Genomic DNA, 18,465 nt, shown 5'->3' on the forward strand with positions numbered 1-18,465 from the left:
GGAAAAACGTTAAACAACACGAGCGAAGGAGCCGGCCCTGCTGCGTAAACTGCCCGTCCACTATCGGCAGGACCCGCCATCCTGTTGTCTGATGGAGCGGCTGACGCGAGAGGGCTGCTTCTTCGCTTTTTTGCATTATTTGGCGTTATTGCGTTATTCGGATGTTTTCAAATACCGCTCGCGAATCACTTCCAGATGATGCCGTTCGTGGCCAATCAGCACGCAGACCTGCGCCCGCAGCGAAATGGGCTGTCTGTTCGCCGTACCTGTCCGCATCCAGCTTTCCGGGCCAAACGTGTCCAGCAGTGCAACGCTCGCCGCCCGTACCGCCCGGTAATGGGCAAGCATCCGGTCCATGCTTACACTGCCAAAATTCCCGCTGCGCACGTAATCATCTTCTTCAAATCCCGCCATCGGGGTGGCGTCTTCCCGGGCAATCCGCAGCATCCGGTAAGCGAAAATCCGCTCGCTGTCGGTCAAGTGGCCCAAAATCTCGCGTATACTCCACTTGCCCGGCGCATAACGGAATTCAGTCTGCTCTTCGCTGAGTCCGGCAAAAAACGCCTCCGTCTCCTCCCCCTGCTGTCTCAAAATCTCCGTTAGTTCTCCCTCCGCCGGAACTTTGGCGATATAAGGCGCATAATATTCGGCATATTCTCCAGATTGTGCTCGTAAGCTCATAGTCCTCACTCCTTTGTTTCTATTATAAGAAATAAGTGGCTGCTCCCGCCAATAATTGTTGTTGAAGTCTAGCAGTTTAGGTATAATATTTTCAAGATTACCAAGATTACGTAGTATTTTGCGGAGCGGGAGTGTAGGCATGCAGGAGTTTATTCTTTATCTCGCTTTTTCGGTCATGGAGACGTTCGCTTTATTTTATCTGGCTTTCAAGGCGTTCAAGATCGACCTGTATGTGAAAGAAATGGTGTTCGCCAGCCTGATTATGGGCACCTTTTCCTTCGTGCTGCGGCATGATTACGGCTTGCCTCAGGCCGATATTATTCTGCAGTATCTGTTAACCGTCTGTTTTTTGTGGATATTGTTCCGGATACACGTGTTTTACGCGGCCATCATGACCGGCATAGCCTACCAGACCTACCTGCTTATCCAGTCGTTTCTGTATCTGGTCATGAAATTCACAGGACTTTATTCCGACGTTTTCTCCAACTTCATTGTTCCCACCTACATTCTTCAATTCCTGACCGCCGCCATGATTATGCTGCTGGGCTATCTGGTAGGCGTCAAGCGTAAGGGTTTCGATTTCGTCCCGGACAAGCCGGACGGCAAGATTGCGATCACCAAGCGGGAGAAGGTACTGTTTATCCTGAATATCCCTTCCATCCTCCTGTCTCCGCTCATCTCCTATTTTGCGACGAATCTCATGCACTACTTTATTATCATGCCGGTTATGTATGCCCTGCTGCTGTTCGAGTACCTCTACCTTTCCTACAAAAAGGATCGTGTGCTGGATGAATTTTTTGGCCAATAAAATCGCCGTTTCGATCAAAAACGCCAATCCGGACCAGACCGCTTCTATTGAAGTGATGCGGTACGCCCTGGAGATTCTGCTGAACACCCTGTTCATCGTGCTCATGTCTGCCCTCATCGGCATCCTGCTTGGCACAGCGGGTGAGACGCTGCTGTTTCTTGGCAGCTTTATCGTACTCCGGCTTTGCTCCGGCGGTTTCCATTTGAAGACCGCAGCCGCCTGCAATCTAGCGACCATTGCGCTGAGCACAATAGTGCCGTATGCCGTAGAGCCTAACGGAACGTGGACGCTTGCGCTGACCCTGATCTCAGGATTCATTTTACTGTGGTTTGCGCCTAATCCCGATCCTCATTCACAAATCCCGAGGCGTTTATATACGCCGCTCAAGATAGCATCGCTGCTCCTGATCTGTATCATCCTGCTTGTCCCGTCGTCTGTCATTGCCTTGGCGTTTTTCGTCCAGGCCTTAACAGTAATTCCATGGCAAAGGAGGGTTGTCTTATGAAAAAAGCCGCTGCAAAATACGCGTCCAACGCGCTGGCCGGTTCCGCCCGTCTGTTTGCATCCATCCTGAAACCGGCGCTTCACAGTCCCAAACTGCCTAAAGAACTGCGTAAGTAATTGAACAAGGATGGGGAAAACATGCGTGTTCTGATGAAAGACGGTTCCGCCCGGGAGATCCGGGAGGAAGACATATTGTATTTCTCAAATTATAAGAATACGGTATTCGTCCATACGGAAGAAGGCGAGTTTGTTCTCCCCATCACACTTTCCGATCTGTCGGCCGCTTACAGCTCAAAGGGCTTTGAGCGGCTGGACAGAAGCAATGTGGTCAATGTAAACAATATTTCCGGCTACGATCCCAAACGGAAGGTCGTCCTTTTTGGGGAAGGCGAGCATTTTGCCACCGTATCGGAGTCGAATGAATCCCGCCTCAAAACCTATTTGGCCAAAAGGGCGCTCAAGCCGCCCGAGTCCGGGTCATCGGGTGATGCACAGCGTTAGGATGCGGCCGTGTATAACGCAGCGCCGCGGACCAGCGCTTTATTTTCTCAGAGGACACGACAAGCCGGCAGCTCAAGGTTTATACTCCTTGAGCTGCCGGCTTGTTTGGCGGAGGGACGAAGTGGCGTTGCCCGTGCCGGTTTACAACTGGTTTACATACGTTATGCACCATCGCTCTATCGCAGAAACCGGTGGCCTTTTTATATCGGAGCAGCCGGGTGTGCCAGATAACCTATCTTTAACTGGAGGAAGCTGCATTGGAACCTGTAATCAGACATCAATGGAAAATAAGTCCCGAGGAAGCCGAGCGTCTGCAGCGGGAATTGGCTTTGAGGGTTGAACAGGAAGACCGCATGGATCCGGTCCGTTATGCCGCGGGGGTGGATGTCGCGTACAGCAAATACAGTGACCGCTTGATTGCCGCTGTGGTCGTTCTGGATGTTGAGACGTTAAGTGTAGCGGACAGCGCGGTCGTCGAAGCGGAGGCCGGGTTCCCTTATATCCCGGGATTGTTTTCATTCCGGGAGCTGCCTCCGGTGATCGAAGCCTTCCGTCAGCTGACGGTCAACCCACAGCTCGTCATCTGCGACGGCCAAGGGCTTGCTCATCCCAGGCGGTTTGGCTTAGCCTGCCATTTAGGGGTATTGTTTGATCTGCCCGCCATTGGCTGCGGAAAAACCCGGCTGCTGGGAGACTTCGCCGACCCTTCTTCAGCTAGAGGGGCGGCAGCTCCGCTGCTGCATGAAGGACAGATCATAGGCTGTGCGCTTCGGACTCAAACCAACATCAAACCCGTTTTTGTATCGGTTGGCCATCGGATTTCTTTACCTGCCGCCTGCGGCTGGGTCCTTAAGCTTGCGCCACAATATCGTCTGCCCGAAACAACCCGCCAAGCCGATCACTTGGTGAATCAGGTTTTGCGGCACGGCAGATAAAGTTTAAATCAGCGAAAGCTCTCTTCTCAGACTCTTTCCTGGGACAGACAAGTACAAAGGCGTAGTCTATGCTGAACGCTGCTTGTTTCCCCCTCTTATTTTTCCTCCAATTTCCCACAAGCCGGAGTCCAGCTCTATCAATTCTCTTAATAATTCCTGCTTTTTTCCAAATTTTATATTTTCTCATATTCTTCCACTCTTGTAAAGAAAAATTGACAGCGGGAATCCGGGGAGACATTTGTCAAAATAGATGGTACGATTTGTAAATGATGTATAACCCCAACAATTAAGCTTATTGGAGGACTCCTATGAATAATTACTTTCATCCTTCTCCGCGCCCGTCATCCCTGGAATGTTTGTCCGACGAACAGCTGCTGAATATTTATGACGTGGCCCTGAGCGCCAACGCGTCCGATGATTTTCTGGAAATCATCCGGGATGTGCTGAGCAAACGGCGCGTGTACATTGAGTGCGACCACTCCTAATTTCTAGGGGCTGGATACCGGCAGCAGCCGCGTCTCCAAGCCCCCGGCAAGTTTTGGTCCGTCCCCTGGGGGACGGATTTTTTGTCTGACACAAGCTGGCGAATTTAAGAATCCACTCCCCCATTCCGATAAACGTAAAGGGAGGTGCATAAATGGATATCGCCGCATTGTCAACATCGCTGAGCCAAATGTCCTTGTCCCAAGCTGTGGGGCTGAGAGTGATGAACCTGGCCAAAGACCAGGCGGAAACGCAAACGCAAGGTTTGATTCAAGCCCTGCAGCAAAGCGTTCATCCGAATCTGGGAAGCAAACTCGACATCCGTGTGTAACCTGCAAACGAAACACAAAGCGCCCTGCGTAGCCCCGTAATGGGCCGGCAGAGCGCTTTTCCCTGTTCGTCATACATATTTATATTTATATAGACTGAACTTAAAGAAGGACAGGAGGAGCGGAGCTGTCACTGCGGCCAATTTGGGAGTTCCTGTTGCTGTTATTTTCGGAGTTCAATGATAGAACGTAAAGACTGAACGAAAAACGTTCAGGTGAGGCGGGGCTGCCGCTGCGGCCAATTTGGGACTTCCGGTTGCTGTTATTTTCGGAGTTCTTGAATGGGAGGCCCAGATAGCGGGAGAACTCCGAAAATAAAGGCAATCGCGTTCGCTCCTACAGCTCCAAATTGCCTCCGCTTCATCCCCGCCATCCTGTATTTCTACAGTTCAGTCTGTACTAAACGTCGAACTCCGAAGATAAGGGCAGCTGCCGCCCCTCCATCTCCAAATTGCCTCCATGACATCTCCTTTTCCTGTCATTCAATATTCCAGTCTATATAACAAAATAAATTATTGCTGAGATTCACCAGTGCTGGTCCAGTGCAGGACCCGCTCGGATTCCCCGGTAGCTTCATCTAACGTTTTCTCCAGCTCGGTAAATCCATGGCGTTTATAAAAAGCAGCCGCTCTCTCGTTCTGTTCATAAACTTTGAGGGTTAGGGAGGAACGTTCCGCCTGAGCCTGCTTCAGCAAACGCCCGCCCAATCCCTCTCCCTGCCGTTCCGGATCAATAAACAGCGCCGCCAAATAATCGCCAACAAGCGATACAAACCCGCCGATCCCCCCTTCTGCCGCAGCACCTTCTATAACCCATGAATCCGCCATAGGCAGATAATGCTCTCTCATTTCCTCTACTTTGGATTCCCAATAGGCGGCAGGGATAAACTCATGTGCCTGCCGTGACCCTTCCAGCCAAATCTCCGTCATTCGTACCCGGTCATCCGGTGTTGCTGGCCTAATCCGCACCCTTTATGCACTCCTTCATTTTGTATCCCGGGTAATGTGCGAAGTTCGCCCTTTTTCTTTCCGGGATGTTCTTTTACAATAACCATAATGGAATTCGATTCCAAGGGCAACCTGAATGCTCTTTTTTGTTTTGCCTTCAACAGTTTGATAGAGGCGGTGAGCCGCCTGGAATCCGAATGTTATCCAGCACAACTTGGAGATTTAGGAGGTTACATCATGACGATGTTGTTACTCGCGGGCGGAGTAGGTGTACTCCTGCTCATTCTCTTCGGAGAGCCGGTACGCGAACGTCTATTTGGCAAACGTCCGCAAACAAGCCGGCTGCGTAAAGCAGCCTGGTTTCAGAATTACCGTCTTGCGGGGATGTTTGTTTTTCTGGTCAATGCCGGCCTGTTCGCCGCTGCTGCGGCAGCGCTGTATGCCGTTTCTTTGCTGATGATCCCGTATTTGCACCTGGTGATCATGATTGGGGCAGTGGGCGCCAGCTACTGGTTCTGGACGTACGTACGCCGTGCCTGGGCCGGCAGCAAAGGCGGGCGAATCCGGCTTGGATTCATCGGAAGCAGCTTTTATCTGCTATTGGTCATCCTGTTCGTCTGGATGCTGGCCGTGCTGAAGCCTTCTTATCCCGGCGAAGATACGTTTATGGCCGCCTTCGGCCTGATTGCCGGTATTTTTATCAGCTTGACCGCCTTCGTCGCTGGACTGTGGGAAACCGCATTTCGCAATTTAAGAGGTTAGACCGGCCGACCGATCCGAAGGATGTATAGCTGGGACTAAGCTGTAACTGTGGCGAATTTGGACTTCCGGTGCTGATGTTTTCGAAAAATGCGGTGTTTTTGAAATCTGGCAGGGGCCTTCAAGCGATACGAACAGCCTTACGGTTAAGGACTGGAGACGAACAAGTACAGCGCCACTGCAATCAAGGCCGCACCCATCGCAAAATTGAAGCTTCGAAGCCCGTTATTCACCTTGGCCAGGAACTGCAGCTTTGATCCAAGATACGCCCAGACTGCCAGAGACAAGTAGCAGATCACAAAGTAGATCCCTATAAAAGCGGCCAGTCTTATCTTCGATCCGTTCAGACTGAATGCGGATACGCCGGACAGACAAGCAATCCAGGCTTTCGGGTTCAGCCACTGCATCAGGAAGCCCTGCAGGCAGCGGGGCCGCTGTTCCTCCTTCACGCCGGCCTCCGGCCGGGATGCCATGATTTTAATCCCGATATAAATCATGTACAGCATTCCCGCATAACGGAGCACCTCGTCAAATACAGGCCATTGTGCTGCAAGATTGGAAATACCGAGACCGACAGCGGCCAGCAGGACGGTAAAACCTATAGTCGCCCCCGACACGAACGGCAGCGACCGCCAAAACCCGTAATTCACACCCGATGATAAAATCGTCAGATTTACAGGCCCTGGCGTAATAGACATGGATAAAGAAAAGAAACACATCGCAATAAAAACGGACACCTTCAGCACACTCCTTGTAATCATTCATCTGGAGTAACTATAGCCCATCCCAAAATCAGGCGTCCAATTGCAAATACAAATGGGAGCCATCCACAAAACCGAAGGCTTCCCTGATAACCACCCGGAGGTGCCGCAGCCATGGAACTGCATTTCGCCAAACTATTTGTTGAGGTTGCCGTAACCGGCAACTTAACGGAAGCAGCAGCCCGCCTGCACACCAGTCAGCCGGCGGCGAGCGCGCATCTGAAGACGCTTGAGCAGCATGTCGGGTTTCCGCTGTTTTTCCGGACGGCCAGAGGTATGACGCTGACGGAGCAGGGGGCCGGTCTGTTGCCCGAAGCCCGCGCTCTGTTGGAAGCTGCCCGGCTGTTCGAGCAAAAAGCGCATACCCTGCGGGGTGTATCGTCCAGGCTGCTGCGGATCGGACTGAACACCGACGGACAGCTGCTGCGCATCCCGCTGCTGCTGGAACAGCTTGCCGCGCATTTGCCTGAGGCCGAGCCGCATTTGATTGAGACAAAAAGCGAGCATACCGCTGCAGATCTGGAGAGCGGCAAAATTGCAGCGGGATTTTTTTATGGAGACCCCGATCATTTCCCGTCGGTACATACACTGCCATTAACCTCTTATCCGATGGTTGTTGTTTATCCCCAGGAGTGGGTGCCAGCCAAAATCGGTCTGGAACCAAACCTTGAAGATTTTGCGGACAAGCCGTGGATTTGGACAACACAGGGCTGTCCCTTTTACCGGAAGTCGCTGGATTATTTTCAAAAGTGCGGGCTCATGCCTAACCGGGTGCTGTATGTGGATGACGAAGCGCTTATCGGAAAACTGGTATATGGGGGAATCGGCTGCTCCCTGCTGGCGGAGCCGGTTGCAAGAAGCTTTGAGGCCTCCGGCCTGCTGCAGATGTGGGATGGACTGGATCTGCGGATCAGCCTGAACTTCGGTTATGCCAAATCGGAGAAAAACGACCCGCTCCTGCTGGAGACGGGCCGGATTGTGGAGAGGGTATGGCGGGGGTGAAGCGGAGTTTCGGGTATAGGGCGGCTGGATCATAGTTTACTGTTCCATCAACTTGCTCAGCTCACTAAACGGGCAGCCCGATAGGCTGCGGGCCCTCCCTTTACCGCCGCAAGCTTACGCCATTTGAAGCGATGACCTCTTTATACCAATAAAATGACTTTTTACGGTATCGTTCCAGCGTGCCTGAACCGTCATCATTCCGGTCAACATAGATGAAGCCGTAACGTTTGCTGAGCTGCGCTGTTGTGGCGCTGACCAGATCAATGCAGCCCCATGCCGTATAGCCCATGACCTCCACCCCGTCTGCTATGGCTTCGGCAACCTGCACCAGGTGATCGTTCAGATACTGAATGCGGTAATCGTCTTCCACCGTCTTTTCGCCCGCTTCATTAACGATAAGCTGATCTACTGCGCCAAGGCCGTTCTCTACGATAAACAGCGGCTTTTGGTAGCGGTCGTAAAACGCGTTCAGTACAATGCGCAGTCCCTGCGGATCAATTTGCCAGCCCCATTCGCTTGCGCGCAGAAAAGGATTCGGGATCCCGCCGATGATGTTGCCTTTACCCGCGATATTTTTTTCAGGATCAGCCGTCTGGCACACGCTCATATAGTAGCTGAATGAGACAAAGTCTACCGTATGCCGCAGCATTTCCTCATCTTCGGGTTCAAAGACGATCTCTATCCCGTTGTCTTTAAAATATCGTTTCATATACCCGGGATAAACACCCCGGACATGCACATCTCCAAAAAAATAATTCCGGTGCTCAAACTCCATCACTTTGACCACGTCGTCAGGGTGAGGGGTAAGCGGATAAGCGGGCATGCTCAGAATCATACAGCCGATTTTTGCGTCCGGAAGGATTTCCCGGCACAACTTTACCGCCGCCGCGCTGGCCACCAGCTCATGGTGCACCGCCTGGTATAAGTCCTGTTTGCTGAGTTTTTCTTTTGGCGTATTGATGCCGCCGCTCAGAAACGGCTCCTCTAGAATGGAATTGATCTCATTAAAGGTTAGCCAGTACTTTACTTTCCCTTTATACCGGCGGAAGACGGTTTCGGCGTAATGTTTATAAAAGTCCACCAGTTTCCGGTTCACCCACCCGTCATACTGCTCGGCAAGATACAGCGGAGTTTCATAATGGGAAAGAGTCACCAGCGGCTCTATTCCGTGTTTGCGGCATTCGTCAAACAAATCGTCATAGAACTGCAGCCCGGCTTCGTTTGGTGTGGTCTCGTCACCTTTGGGGAAAATCCGGGACCATGCAATCGACGTCCGAAAAACCTTAAAACCCATCTCCGCAAACAGCCGGATGTCTTCCTTGTAACGATGGTAAAAATCAATCCCCGCCAGCTTCAGGTTATCCGCCGTCGGCGCTTCTGTCCGGGGCCCTGTAATCCCGCGTGGCGCAACGTCCTGCGTAGACAGCCCTTTCCCGTCTTCATTGTAGGCCCCTTCCAGCTGGTTTGCGGCCACCGCGCCGCCCCACAAAAAACCATCCGGAAATTGGATTGCGGATAAAGGGTTACTGCTCATGGACTGCACTCCATTCGTTGGTTGATTTGTGCTGCACGGAATTATGTGCAGCTTGTTCCGCTGCCGCTATAAACGTATTATTCCCTGAACGGTTTTTTTTATTGAGGGGGTGAAGGAAGGCTGAAGATCTGTTACAGATGAATTCTAAGCAGGAGATTTCAGGCGAGATTTTTCGAACGGTTAACCGGTTTTCTTCTACGGACTAGATAATATACAGTCAAAAAGAGTTGGATCACGAAAACACACCTAGGAAACAGATAAAACATTTCAAGCGAATATTTGGGAAATTCAAGCGAAATCATAGAATCACTTTCAACTTTAGTTCTTTCTAATTCCCTAAAAAAAAGTAATATTAAACCACTTGGAATTATTGAGACCAATAACCAAACAATATGGAATTTGCCTCTTAATGTCCTGATAAACATAAAAGCATTAATAAAACTCAATAAAACAGGCAGAATATATACCTTAATTAAAGGCTTTATATCTTCTGTATTAAAATTTTCTATTTTAATATCAAGAAGGGATACAACAACCAGATGTAATCCAACGACAAGGAATACATAAAAGATGGCTTGGCAAATTGACTTTATCCATTTCATTACTATCTCTCCTTTCAAAAAAATACTATTTATCCCATTAAAGTTATTATCGGGAATGAGGTCTTTTTAATAAATACCGGCACTGGCAATTGCCTAGACACTGCGGACAAATAAAAAACTGACGCCGGTAGATTCCCGACGCCAGTTTGCAGCCTTACTATTTTTTAATGTCCACTAAATAGATGTTGACCAAAAAGGACTGTTGTTCTAACAGGTACAGCAATAGGCTGGACTCAGCAAGAGTATTACGAAAGTTGCGCTGAACTAAGGGTGAATACGGAATATTTGCGGAGCCGCGCGCCGACGACCGATCAATCGGATTCTCCGACTGACGACAAAGAGCGGACATGAACTGCTGTCTCTAAAGCTAAAGCCTTCTACTCTCCGTCGTTATCCCGCGTAACACCAGGCTTTCAAGACACCTTATGTTCAATTCTCAGCTTGTCGGCCACCATCGCAATGAATTCGGAGTTGGTTGGCTTGGATTTGGAGATATTAATTGTGTAGCCAAACAGATGACTGATGGAATCGATATTGCCGCGGGTCCACGCAACCTCGATGGCATGACGGATTGCCCGTTCCACCCGGGATGGGGTGGTCTTGAACTTCTCGGCAATTGCCGGATACAGCGTCTTGGTGATGGCTCCCAGGATTTCAATATTGTTATACACCATCGTGATCGCTTCACGCAGATATTGATAACCCTTAATATGGGCGGGAACGCCAATTTCGTGAATGATCGAGGTGATATTGGCATCCAGATTTTTGCCCTTCGACAGCGGAACCACATTGGACTTCGACAGTCCGTAGGAAGAAGGCGCGCTTGCAGACGACGAGGTGACCGTATTTTGGGTGCCAACAAGCTGACGGACCCGGTTAGCCAGTACTTCCATGTCAAACGGCTTAAGAATGTAATATGAAGCGCCAAGCTGCACTGCACGCTGCGTAATATTCTCTTGGCCAAACGCCGTCAGCATAATGACCTTCGGCTGCGGGTTCAAATCCATGTCGCGAAGCCGTTCCAATACGCCAAGGCCGTCAAGATGCGGCATGATGATATCCAAGATAAGCACATCCGGAACCTTGCGCGCGCCGCTCAGCATGTGAAGCACTTCTTCTCCATTATAAGCTATTCCGGTAACGGTCATATCCTCCTGCTCCGAGATGTATTCCGCAAGCAGGTTGGTGAATTCCCGGTTATCGTCGGCCAACAACACTTCAATATTCTGCACTGTCTGCTTCCTCCTTATATCTGGAACATGTTTTCCTTGCTTATGAATTCGACACCTGGATTGTTTTTCCTGCTGTCGAAAATTATTTTTCTTTATTTTTTTTTAATCCTGTTTTATAATGAAATATTTTATTTCATTATTCGATTTCATTCCGGACGTTTCGACAAAAAAAATCTTAAGGCTAAATCGCCTTAAGATTAGGTACCGCTTGTTCAAGCTGTGCGGATGCGCCGGAATCGCGCAGCATCCATTCGATAAAGCAGCCGTATCCGGACTTCGGATCATTAACAAATACATGGGTTACCGCGCCCACCAGCTTGCCGTTTTGAATAATGGGGCTGCCGCTCATCCCTTGGACGATGCCCCCGGTCTTGTCGATTAGGCGGGGGTCAGTGATGCGCAAGACCATGCCCTTGGTTGCCGGCTCCGATTGACGGGATACATGAATGATGTCCACTTTAAACCGTTCCACTTGCTGGCCGTCGACGACGGTCAAAATTTCAGCCGGCCCTTCCTTGACCTCAGTCCCTTTAGCCACGGGAATGGGCTCGCGGTATAAACTGTGGCCAGGGCTGCGGTTCATTCGCCCGAAAATGCCGAATTCCGTGTTGGTCTCCACGTTGCCGAGCACCTGGCTTTCCTTCAGAAAATGAGCGCGTTTCTCGCCCGGATCGCCATCTTCGCTTTTGGCAATCGAAGTCACGCTGGACTGTATGATCTGGCCGCTGCCGACGGTAATCGGCGTACCCGTGTTCATATCGGTGATGACATGTCCAAGTGCCCCGTAAACCCCCTGCTTCGGGGCATAAAAAGTCAGCGTGCCTACGCCCGCGGCGGAATCGCGGATGTAGAGCCCGAGCCGCCACACTTTGTCCCCGCCATCGTAAGCGGGCTTTAATGTGGCTTCGTGCGTTTTGCCGCCCCGGAGATACCGGATCGCCAGCGGCCGCCCCTGTTCTCCGGCCTGCTTGACAAGTCCGCTCACCTTGGACACGTCATCCAGCTTGACCCCGTCCATGCTGACCATTAAATCGCCGGGCAGCAGACCGGAGTCCTCGCCCGGCGATATTTTGACCCCGCCGTCCTGGATATAATGATGTCCGACGACGAGCACACCAGCGGATTTCACTTTAACACCAATCGTCTGACCGCCGGGAATGACCCGAAGATCCGGGTCGATGCCCGAGCCGTTCGTCTCCGCCGCAGCCGAGGATGGTTCCGCTCCTGACAGCGACGCAAGCGGCGCCGCAAGGCTCCGAACCGGTTCCGCAGCGCCGGACACACTCAAAAAGAAGGCAAGAAAAAGACCGGGAAGTGCTTTCCTGAGGTTAGGCTTCAATGGCTGTCACGCTCCCTTTTGCTTCTTTCGCTTGACGAAAAGGTGGTCGCCAATTGCGTACCTATAAGATAACCTTGCCCCCAGGCTTTTATAACTGTTAAACATTAACCCGGCAGACGCTGGGCCTCCTTGCTGGCCTCCGCCAAATTCAGCATTTCCTGCGCATGATGCAGCGTTTTTTCGGTGATCTCGACACCGCCGAGCATACGCGCCAGCTCCTTAACCCGCTCCTCCTGTAGCAGTCCTTCGACCTCGGTCATCGTCCGGCCGTCTTCGACTTTTTTGCGGATCAGGTACTGGTGATCGGCCATACAGGCGACCTGCGGAAGGTGAGTAATGGAGAACACCTGGCACGAAGCAGACAGCTTGTACAGCTTGTCGGCGATCGACTGCGCGGCCCGGCCGCTTACCCCGGTATCCACTTCATCAAAGATCAGAACAGGGATGGCGTCAGTCCGGGCAAAAATGCTCTTCATCGCCAGCATGATCCGGGACAGCTCGCCACCGGACGCAATTTTGCCGAGCGGGCGCAGCGGCTCTCCGGGGTTTGGCGAAATCATGAACTCGGCACTGTCGATCCCCTGACGGGACAGACGAATCCGTTTGCCCTCCCATTCCACGCCGCGCGGGTCTTCCAGCGGCTCGAGCTTCACTTCCAGCCGTGTCCGTTCCATCTGCAGGTCCTTCAGCTCAAGCTCCACTTGAGCGGCCAGCTCATCCGCACATTTTCTCCGGGCTGCACTGAGCCGTCCCGCCGCTTCGAGCAGACCTCCAAGCAGTTCGTTCCGTTTCGCGGTCAGTTTTTCCAGGTACTCGTCCTTGTTCTCAAGCAGCTCGCTTTCTCTGGAAATCTGCGCAAAATAAGCTAAGATCTGCTCAATGCTGTCGCCGTATTTCCGCCGCAAGCCCGAAATCAGATCAAGCCGGTTCTCGACCTCCTCCAGCCGCCCGGGATTAAACTCAATATCCTCCCGGTAATCACGAAGCTGAAAAGCGGCGTCCTCCAGCTGATAATAAGCGGACTGCAGCTGCTCCAGCACAGGGCCCAATCCTTTTTCATCGTAACGGACCGCCTCCTCCAGCCGGGAAATAACGCTGCTGATCGTCTCCAGGCCTTGTCCGCCGTACAGCGATTCATACGCGCCGGATACCGAATCCATCATTTTCTCGCTGTGGGATAGTTTGACCCTTTCTTCAGCCAACCATTCATCTTCTCCGGCTTTTAATGCGGCGGCGGATATTTCCTCCAGCTGAAACCGGTACATGTCCAGCATTTGGTACGCTTTTTGGCTGGATTCCTGCAGCTCGCGCAGCTCCTTCTCCACCTTCGCAAATGCGCTGTAACGTTCCTGATAAATGGACTTCAGCGGTCCAATCTGGGACTCGCCGTACGTATCAAGCAGCCCCAGATGCCGTTCCGCTTTGAGCAAGTTCTGATGCTCATGCTGGCCGTGAATATTGACCAGCTGTTCGCCGATTTCCCGCAGCATGCTGAGATTCACCATTTGTCCGTTAACGCGGGAGGTGCTTTTGCCCTGTGCGGTCAGTTCACGGCGGATTACCAAATGCTCCTCGCGGTCGGCCCGGATGCCGAGACGCTCCAGTGTCTCCCACACGGGATGCTCTTCCGGCAGACTAAACAGCGCTTCCATTTCGGCTTTGTCGCAGCCGTACCGGATGGAATCCGCCGAACCCCTGCCGCCGGCGATCAGCGCGAGAGCGTCGATGATAATCGACTTGCCCGCGCCGGTCTCCCCGGTCAGCACATGGAATCCCGGATAAAAGTGAACATCCACCGATTCCACGACTGCCAGATTGCGGATCGACAACATTTCTAACACGATTGCCACACCTCCGATGACCAACCGGGCTTTACGGTCCGGTTAGTTCCGCTTCATTTATGAAATGTACCCCATGATCTGCCCGACAACGGTATCGCTGTCTTCCGGCTTACGGCAGATAATCAGGATCGTATCGTCACCCGAGATCGTTCCCATAATCTGCGGCCATTCGATATTGTCAATGAGCGCCGCAACCGAATTGGCGGTTCCCGGCAAACATTTCATGACGACGAGGTTGGCCGAAGCATCGATATTTACGAAATTATCCACCAGCACCCGCTTTAGCTTCTGGATCGGGTTATAACGCTGGTCCGTCGGCAGTGAATATTTATACCGTCCGTCGTCCATCGGCACCTTGATCAGCAGGAGCTCCTTGATATCCCGCGACACGGTAGCCTGCGTAACCTGAAATCCTGAATCCCGCAGCGCTTCCACCAGCTCATCCTGGGTTTCAATCTCCCGCTGCGCGATAATTTCGCGTATTTTGATATGCCTTTGTCCTTTCATGCATTGCCTCCCGATGGGTTGTTGCGGCGCGTATGGCCGCACATGTTATCTCTTGCGCATCTTTAATCCGATTCACCGTCATCCAGCGCCAGCGCGATCCGGTGAATTTGTCCCGCCTGAGCGTCGACATACAGTACCCCGCCGCAGTCCGGATAAAGGAGCAGATACGGCAGCACAGCATCCCGCAGGCCGCTGCCCGTCCATTCCACCACCCGCCGCGGGCGGGCCAGCAGGACTGGATACAGCTGCTCCTCGCCGTCCACTGCGACATAGTCGATGAACAAACGGCTGTACAGCCGCTGCCCTCCCGTCTCAAAAGACAGCGGGACACGAAGCTTGCCGCCAACCACCTCATACCCGCTGGCCTCCAGCAAATCCACCGCAGGATGCGGAGCAATGTCCTCGTTCAGCGGGATGGGAGCATTCGCTCCGATCTTAGGCGAAGCTTGCAGCCACAGGATGAACCGGTACACCACAAAAACCGCCACAGCCACGCCAATTAGCACCATTACGATCCGGGTTGAACCGTCCGCCACCGCTCATCACCTCGGTGATGTATTCGCGCCGCCTCGAACAAACTCCTTCCACGGCAGCAAAAGAAACTCATCGCTTGGATGAGTTTCCATGAGTTGAGTTCACGCTGAAGGTGCCGGATGCCTCCCTGACAACCTTCTCGGCGATTCCGGCATAATCCTGCCGGGCAGCCGGTTCGGCCGCCGCCGTCTCACCGCCGGAGTCCGCTTCCAGTCTCCAGTGGGCGAGAAACTCAATATTGCCTTCGCCTCCCGTAATGGGAGAAAAGGTCAGGTTCTTCAGGGTGTAACCCAGCTCTTCAGCCATCGACAGCACATTTTTCAGCACCTCGATATGCACGGCGGAATCGCGGACCACACCCGATTTGCCAACCTTCTCCCGGCCTGCTTCGAACTGCGGTTTAATCAGCGCGGCGATGTCGGCCGGCCGCTTCAGCAGCGCAAGCAGCGGAGGTAAAATAATTTTGAGCGAGATAAACGAGACGTCGATGCTGGCAAAGTCCGGCGCCGGCCCTTTCAAATCGGGCGGGGTCATGTAACGGAAATTGGTCCGTTCCATCACGTTAACCCGCTCGTCGTTACGCAGCGACCAGTCCAGCTGGTTGTACCCTACGTCGATAGCATAGACGTACGCTGCGCCGTTCTGCAGCGCGCAGTCGGTAAACCCTCCGGTGGACGCGCCGATATCCAGCATGGTGCGGCCGCTGAGATCGATCCCGAACTGCTTCAGCGCTTTCTCCAGCTTCAATCCGCCCCGGCTGACGTACGGGTGGACATTCCCTTTTACCTTCAGGACCGCCGCCCGGGATACTTTCATCCCGGCTTTCTCGATCCGTTCTTCGTCAGCCAGGACGAGGCCGGCCATAATCGCCGCCTTCGCCTTCTCCCGGCTCTCATAAAATCCCTGCTCCACAAGCAGGACGTCAATCCGTTCTTTGCCTTGTTCCATCTTCATCTCCCAGTTGACCGTTAAATAATACCTAGCTGCAAAAATCAGGCCTATAGCTGCGGTTTACGGTCCCGCTTAACGCTCAGAACGCTCACAGGTCAGACCGCCGCTCCAGGCTCGGTCCTATTCCTCAGGAGGAGCTGGTCGTCTTGCCGTAGGGATAAGCGTGCACTGCCATCATCGATTTGATGCGCCCGCACAGCGCTTCTACCGTGAGTCCTGTCTGCGCCCGCTGTTCCTTAATCGATCCATGCTCCACAAAAATATCCGGCACGCCCATCAGCTGAATCTGCGGATTCATGCCATGCTCGGCAAAAAACTCCAGCACCGCTCCGCCCAGTCCGCCGGCCTGACTTCCTTCTTCCAGCACAATCATCCGGGTGCCTGTGCGGCCCAGCTCCAGCAGCATCGCGTCATCCATCGGCTTCAGGAACCGCGCGTTCACGACCCCAAGCTGGATGCCTTCACGCTTCAGCTGCTCGGCCGCCTCTTCCGCAACCTGCACCATCGGGCCGCAAGCGATCACGGCATATTCGTCGCCCGCACGCAGGCGCTCCCAGCTGCCGATCGGAATGCTGCGGAGCTCGCTGTCCAGTTCCACGCCCGTACCATTGATCCGGGGATAGCGGTAAGCGATTGGCCCGTCGTTGTAGTCGAGCGCTGTCTTCATCATATGCCGCAGCTCGTTTTCGTCTTTTGGCATCATCAAAACCATATTCGGAATGTGGCGCATAAAAGCGATGTCGTAAACGCCCTGATGCGTCTCCCCGTCGGCTCCGACGAAACCCGCGCGGTCGATGGCAAACATTACGTTGGCGTTATGCCGGGCGATATCGTGCACAATCTGGTCGTACGCCCGCTGCATAAAGGTGGAATACACTGCAAACACCGGCTTCATGCCTTCCATCGCCAGTGCAGCGCACAGCGTTGCGGCATGCTGTTCCGCGATCCCGACATCGATCATCCGGTCCGGGAACACCTTGGCGAACGGGAACAATCCTGACCCGCCCGGCATTGCCGGCGTAACGGCGATCAGACGTTTGTCGGCATAACCAAGCTCGATCAGCGTTTGGCCGAACACCTCGGTGTACATCGGGTTCCCGACAGCCTTCAGCACCTGTCCGGATTCGATTTTGTAAGGGGTGATGCCGTGCCACTTGTACGAGTCGGCTTCCGCCGGCTTGTAGCCTTTGCCTTTGGTCGTCAGCACATGCACCAGCACAGGCCCCTGCACATTGTCCGCCTGATGGAACGTGTCGATCATTTTCTCCACATCGTGTCCGTCCACCGGTCCCAGGTACGTAAAGCCCAGCTCCTCGAACAGAACACCCGGCACCATCATATATTTCAGACTGTCCTTCATCCGCTCCGCCGTCTTGGCCAGCTTGCCGCCAATGGCCGGGATCTTCTTCAGCAGCCCTTCCACTTCATCTTTGGCCCGCAGGTAATGGCGGTCGGACCGGATTTTACTTAAGTAGTTGTGCATGGCCCCGACGTTCGGAGCGATGGACATTTCATTATCGTTCAAAATAACCATCAGCTTGCGCTTCTCGTGCCCGATATGATTCAGCGCTTCAAAAGCCATGCCGCCGGTCAGCGCCCCGTCGCCGATCACGGCGATGACCTTGTTGTCTTCGCCTTTCAGATCGCGCGCCAACGCCATTCCCATTGCCGCTGACAGCGAAGTGCTGCTGTGGCCGGCTTCCCAGACGTCATGTTCGCTTTCGCTGCGTTTCACGAAACCGCACAGGCCGTTCAGCTTGCGCAGCGAATCGAACCGGTCCTGGCGGCCCGTCAAAATTTTGTGTACGTAAGCCTGGTGGCCCACGTCGAATATAAACTTATCCCGGGGGCTGTCATAGCAGTAATGCAGGGCCAGCGTGAGTTCCACCACTCCCAGATTGGATGCGAGATGACCTCCCGTAACGGACAGCTTCTCGATCAGAAACTGGCGGATCTCCTCCGCCAACGTGTTCAGGTCCCCGACCGACAGCGATTTCAGTTGCTCAGGATCATGTATTGATGGAAGCAGCACGTTGATTCCCCGCTTTCCTCGTTGTTGTTAAAAAAGACTATAGCCTACATTATAACATAATCCGCTTTTCGGAAGAAAACAAAGCGAGGCGATTCGTCAATGATCGCATCGTCCAAGCCCAGTGAGCATGCATTGAGTGAATGCGCTCTGCAAGCGCGCAACAGTGATTGAGCATCAGTGTTC

General features: G+C 53.0%; 20 protein-coding genes. 8 read left to right on the forward strand and 12 right to left on the reverse strand.

Going from position 1 to position 18,465, the window contains the following annotated elements; all coding sequences use genetic code 11:
* Positions 1-153 precede the first annotated feature (153 nt).
* On the reverse strand, positions 154-822 hold the full coding sequence (locus ACE6ED_RS05335) for a DinB family protein (RefSeq protein ID WP_410826058.1): 669 nt from the start codon (positions 820-822) through the stop codon (positions 154-156).
* Between ACE6ED_RS05335 and ACE6ED_RS05340 the strand changes: the two genes are divergently transcribed.
* The 6 genes from ACE6ED_RS05340 to ACE6ED_RS05365 all read left to right on the forward strand — a co-directional run bounded on the left by ACE6ED_RS05340 (position 821) and on the right by ACE6ED_RS05365 (position 4,243).
* Positions 821-1,489 (forward strand): hypothetical protein, encoded by a 669-nt coding sequence (locus tag ACE6ED_RS05340; protein WP_410826059.1) that lies wholly within the window; start codon positions 821-823, stop codon positions 1,487-1,489. The genes ACE6ED_RS05335 and ACE6ED_RS05340 overlap by 2 nt on opposite strands.
* Complete coding sequence (locus ACE6ED_RS05345; protein ID WP_410826060.1) at positions 1,470-1,994, forward strand: accessory gene regulator ArgB-like protein; 525 nt, start codon at positions 1,470-1,472, stop codon at positions 1,992-1,994. Before ACE6ED_RS05340 ends, ACE6ED_RS05345 begins: the two co-directional genes overlap by 20 nt.
* A gap of 137 nt (positions 1,995-2,131) precedes the next feature.
* Complete coding sequence (locus ACE6ED_RS05350) at positions 2,132-2,494, forward strand: LytTR family DNA-binding domain-containing protein (protein WP_410826061.1); 363 nt, start codon at positions 2,132-2,134, stop codon at positions 2,492-2,494.
* Between the two features lie 257 nt (positions 2,495-2,751).
* Positions 2,752-3,429, forward strand: a complete 678-nt coding sequence (gene nfi / locus ACE6ED_RS05355; RefSeq protein ID WP_410826062.1) for a deoxyribonuclease V — start codon at positions 2,752-2,754, stop codon at positions 3,427-3,429.
* Between the two features lie 308 nt (positions 3,430-3,737).
* Positions 3,738-3,914: a sporulation histidine kinase inhibitor Sda gene (sda, locus tag ACE6ED_RS05360; RefSeq protein WP_410826063.1), complete on the forward strand. Its 177-nt coding sequence runs from the start codon at positions 3,738-3,740 to the stop codon at positions 3,912-3,914.
* A 152-nt stretch (positions 3,915-4,066) separates the two neighbouring features.
* Positions 4,067-4,243, forward strand: a complete 177-nt coding sequence (locus ACE6ED_RS05365) for a YjfB family protein (protein WP_410826064.1) — start codon at positions 4,067-4,069, stop codon at positions 4,241-4,243.
* Between the two features lie 510 nt (positions 4,244-4,753).
* Here ACE6ED_RS05365 and ACE6ED_RS05370 read toward each other — a convergent pair.
* Positions 4,754-5,209: a GNAT family N-acetyltransferase gene (locus ACE6ED_RS05370; RefSeq protein ID WP_410826065.1), complete on the reverse strand. Its 456-nt coding sequence runs from the start codon at positions 5,207-5,209 to the stop codon at positions 4,754-4,756.
* Positions 5,210-5,425: 216 nt separating this feature from the next.
* Here ACE6ED_RS05370 and ACE6ED_RS05375 point away from each other — a divergent pair, with 216 nt between their 5' ends.
* Positions 5,426-5,950: a hypothetical protein gene (locus ACE6ED_RS05375; protein WP_410826066.1), complete on the forward strand. Its 525-nt coding sequence runs from the start codon at positions 5,426-5,428 to the stop codon at positions 5,948-5,950.
* Positions 5,951-6,093: 143 nt separating this feature from the next.
* Here the strand turns inward: ACE6ED_RS05375 and ACE6ED_RS05380 are convergent, their stop codons facing one another.
* Entirely contained in the window at positions 6,094-6,684 is a 591-nt protein-coding gene (locus ACE6ED_RS05380) for a LysE family translocator (protein ID WP_410826067.1), read from the reverse strand.
* Positions 6,685-6,822: 138 nt separating this feature from the next.
* On the opposite strand from ACE6ED_RS05380, the gene ACE6ED_RS05385 reads away from it, so the two are divergent.
* Positions 6,823-7,710, forward strand: a complete 888-nt coding sequence (locus ACE6ED_RS05385; protein WP_410826068.1) for a LysR family transcriptional regulator — start codon at positions 6,823-6,825, stop codon at positions 7,708-7,710.
* Positions 7,711-7,810: 100 nt separating this feature from the next.
* On the opposite strand, the gene ACE6ED_RS05390 is transcribed toward ACE6ED_RS05385, so the two are convergent.
* The 9 genes from ACE6ED_RS05390 to dxs form a co-directional block, all read right to left on the reverse strand.
* Positions 7,811-9,244, reverse strand: coding sequence for a glycoside hydrolase family 1 protein (locus tag ACE6ED_RS05390; RefSeq protein ID WP_410826069.1), 1,434 nt, complete (start codon positions 9,242-9,244; stop codon positions 7,811-7,813).
* A 158-nt stretch (positions 9,245-9,402) separates the two neighbouring features.
* The gene (locus tag ACE6ED_RS05395; RefSeq protein WP_410826070.1) at positions 9,403-9,846 is read right to left on the reverse strand and encodes a hypothetical protein; all 444 of its coding nucleotides are present in this window, start codon (positions 9,844-9,846) and stop codon (positions 9,403-9,405) included.
* A gap of 413 nt (positions 9,847-10,259) precedes the next feature.
* The gene (spo0A, locus tag ACE6ED_RS05400) at positions 10,260-11,078 is read right to left on the reverse strand and encodes a sporulation transcription factor Spo0A (protein WP_410826071.1); all 819 of its coding nucleotides are present in this window, start codon (positions 11,076-11,078) and stop codon (positions 10,260-10,262) included.
* Positions 11,079-11,259: 181 nt separating this feature from the next.
* On the reverse strand, positions 11,260-12,417 hold the full coding sequence (gene spoIVB, locus ACE6ED_RS05405) for a SpoIVB peptidase (protein WP_410826072.1): 1,158 nt from the start codon (positions 12,415-12,417) through the stop codon (positions 11,260-11,262).
* A 104-nt stretch (positions 12,418-12,521) separates the two neighbouring features.
* Entirely contained in the window at positions 12,522-14,258 is a 1,737-nt protein-coding gene (recN, locus tag ACE6ED_RS05410) for a DNA repair protein RecN (protein ID WP_410826073.1), read from the reverse strand.
* A gap of 57 nt (positions 14,259-14,315) precedes the next feature.
* Positions 14,316-14,765: a transcriptional regulator AhrC/ArgR gene (gene ahrC, locus ACE6ED_RS05415; RefSeq protein ID WP_410826074.1), complete on the reverse strand. Its 450-nt coding sequence runs from the start codon at positions 14,763-14,765 to the stop codon at positions 14,316-14,318.
* Between the two features lie 62 nt (positions 14,766-14,827).
* Positions 14,828-15,301, reverse strand: a complete 474-nt coding sequence (locus tag ACE6ED_RS05420) for a hypothetical protein (RefSeq protein ID WP_410826075.1) — start codon at positions 15,299-15,301, stop codon at positions 14,828-14,830.
* Positions 15,302-15,368: 67 nt separating this feature from the next.
* A complete protein-coding gene (locus ACE6ED_RS05425; RefSeq protein WP_410826076.1) occupies positions 15,369-16,247 on the reverse strand; it encodes a TlyA family RNA methyltransferase in 879 nt (292 codons plus the stop codon).
* A 130-nt stretch (positions 16,248-16,377) separates the two neighbouring features.
* Complete coding sequence (dxs, locus tag ACE6ED_RS05430) at positions 16,378-18,282, reverse strand: 1-deoxy-D-xylulose-5-phosphate synthase (RefSeq protein ID WP_410826077.1); 1,905 nt, start codon at positions 18,280-18,282, stop codon at positions 16,378-16,380.
* Positions 18,283-18,465 lie beyond the last annotated feature (183 nt).

This window comes from Paenibacillus nanchangensis (genome assembly GCF_046543445.1).
Lineage (GTDB): Bacteria > Bacillota > Bacilli > Paenibacillales > Paenibacillaceae > Paenibacillus_AQ > Paenibacillus_AQ nanchangensis.

What these genes read in the sequence shown, in the direction of transcription:
- ACE6ED_RS05340 (WP_410826059.1), top strand. Translation starts at nt 821, where the DNA reads ATGCAGGAGTTTATTCTTTATCTCGCTTTTTCGGTCATGGAGACGTTC.
- ACE6ED_RS05335 (WP_410826058.1), bottom strand. Translation starts at nt 822, where the DNA reads ATGCCTACACTCCCGCTCCGCAAAATACTACGTAATCTTGGTAATCTT.
- ACE6ED_RS05345 (WP_410826060.1), top strand. Translation starts at nt 1,470, where the DNA reads ATGAATTTTTTGGCCAATAAAATCGCCGTTTCGATCAAAAACGCCAAT.
- ACE6ED_RS05350 (WP_410826061.1), top strand. Translation starts at nt 2,132, where the DNA reads ATGCGTGTTCTGATGAAAGACGGTTCCGCCCGGGAGATCCGGGAGGAA.
- sda (WP_410826063.1), top strand. Translation starts at nt 3,738, where the DNA reads ATGAATAATTACTTTCATCCTTCTCCGCGCCCGTCATCCCTGGAATGT.
- ACE6ED_RS05365 (WP_410826064.1), top strand. Translation starts at nt 4,067, where the DNA reads ATGGATATCGCCGCATTGTCAACATCGCTGAGCCAAATGTCCTTGTCC.
- ACE6ED_RS05375 (WP_410826066.1), top strand. Translation starts at nt 5,426, where the DNA reads ATGACGATGTTGTTACTCGCGGGCGGAGTAGGTGTACTCCTGCTCATT.
- ACE6ED_RS05385 (WP_410826068.1), top strand. Translation starts at nt 6,823, where the DNA reads ATGGAACTGCATTTCGCCAAACTATTTGTTGAGGTTGCCGTAACCGGC.
- ACE6ED_RS05390 (WP_410826069.1), bottom strand. Translation starts at nt 9,244, where the DNA reads ATGAGCAGTAACCCTTTATCCGCAATCCAATTTCCGGATGGTTTTTTG.
- ACE6ED_RS05395 (WP_410826070.1), bottom strand. Translation starts at nt 9,846, where the DNA reads ATGAAATGGATAAAGTCAATTTGCCAAGCCATCTTTTATGTATTCCTT.
- ahrC (WP_410826074.1), bottom strand. Translation starts at nt 14,765, where the DNA reads ATGAAAGGACAAAGGCATATCAAAATACGCGAAATTATCGCGCAGCGG.
- ACE6ED_RS05425 (WP_410826076.1), bottom strand. Translation starts at nt 16,247, where the DNA reads ATGGAACAAGGCAAAGAACGGATTGACGTCCTGCTTGTGGAGCAGGGA.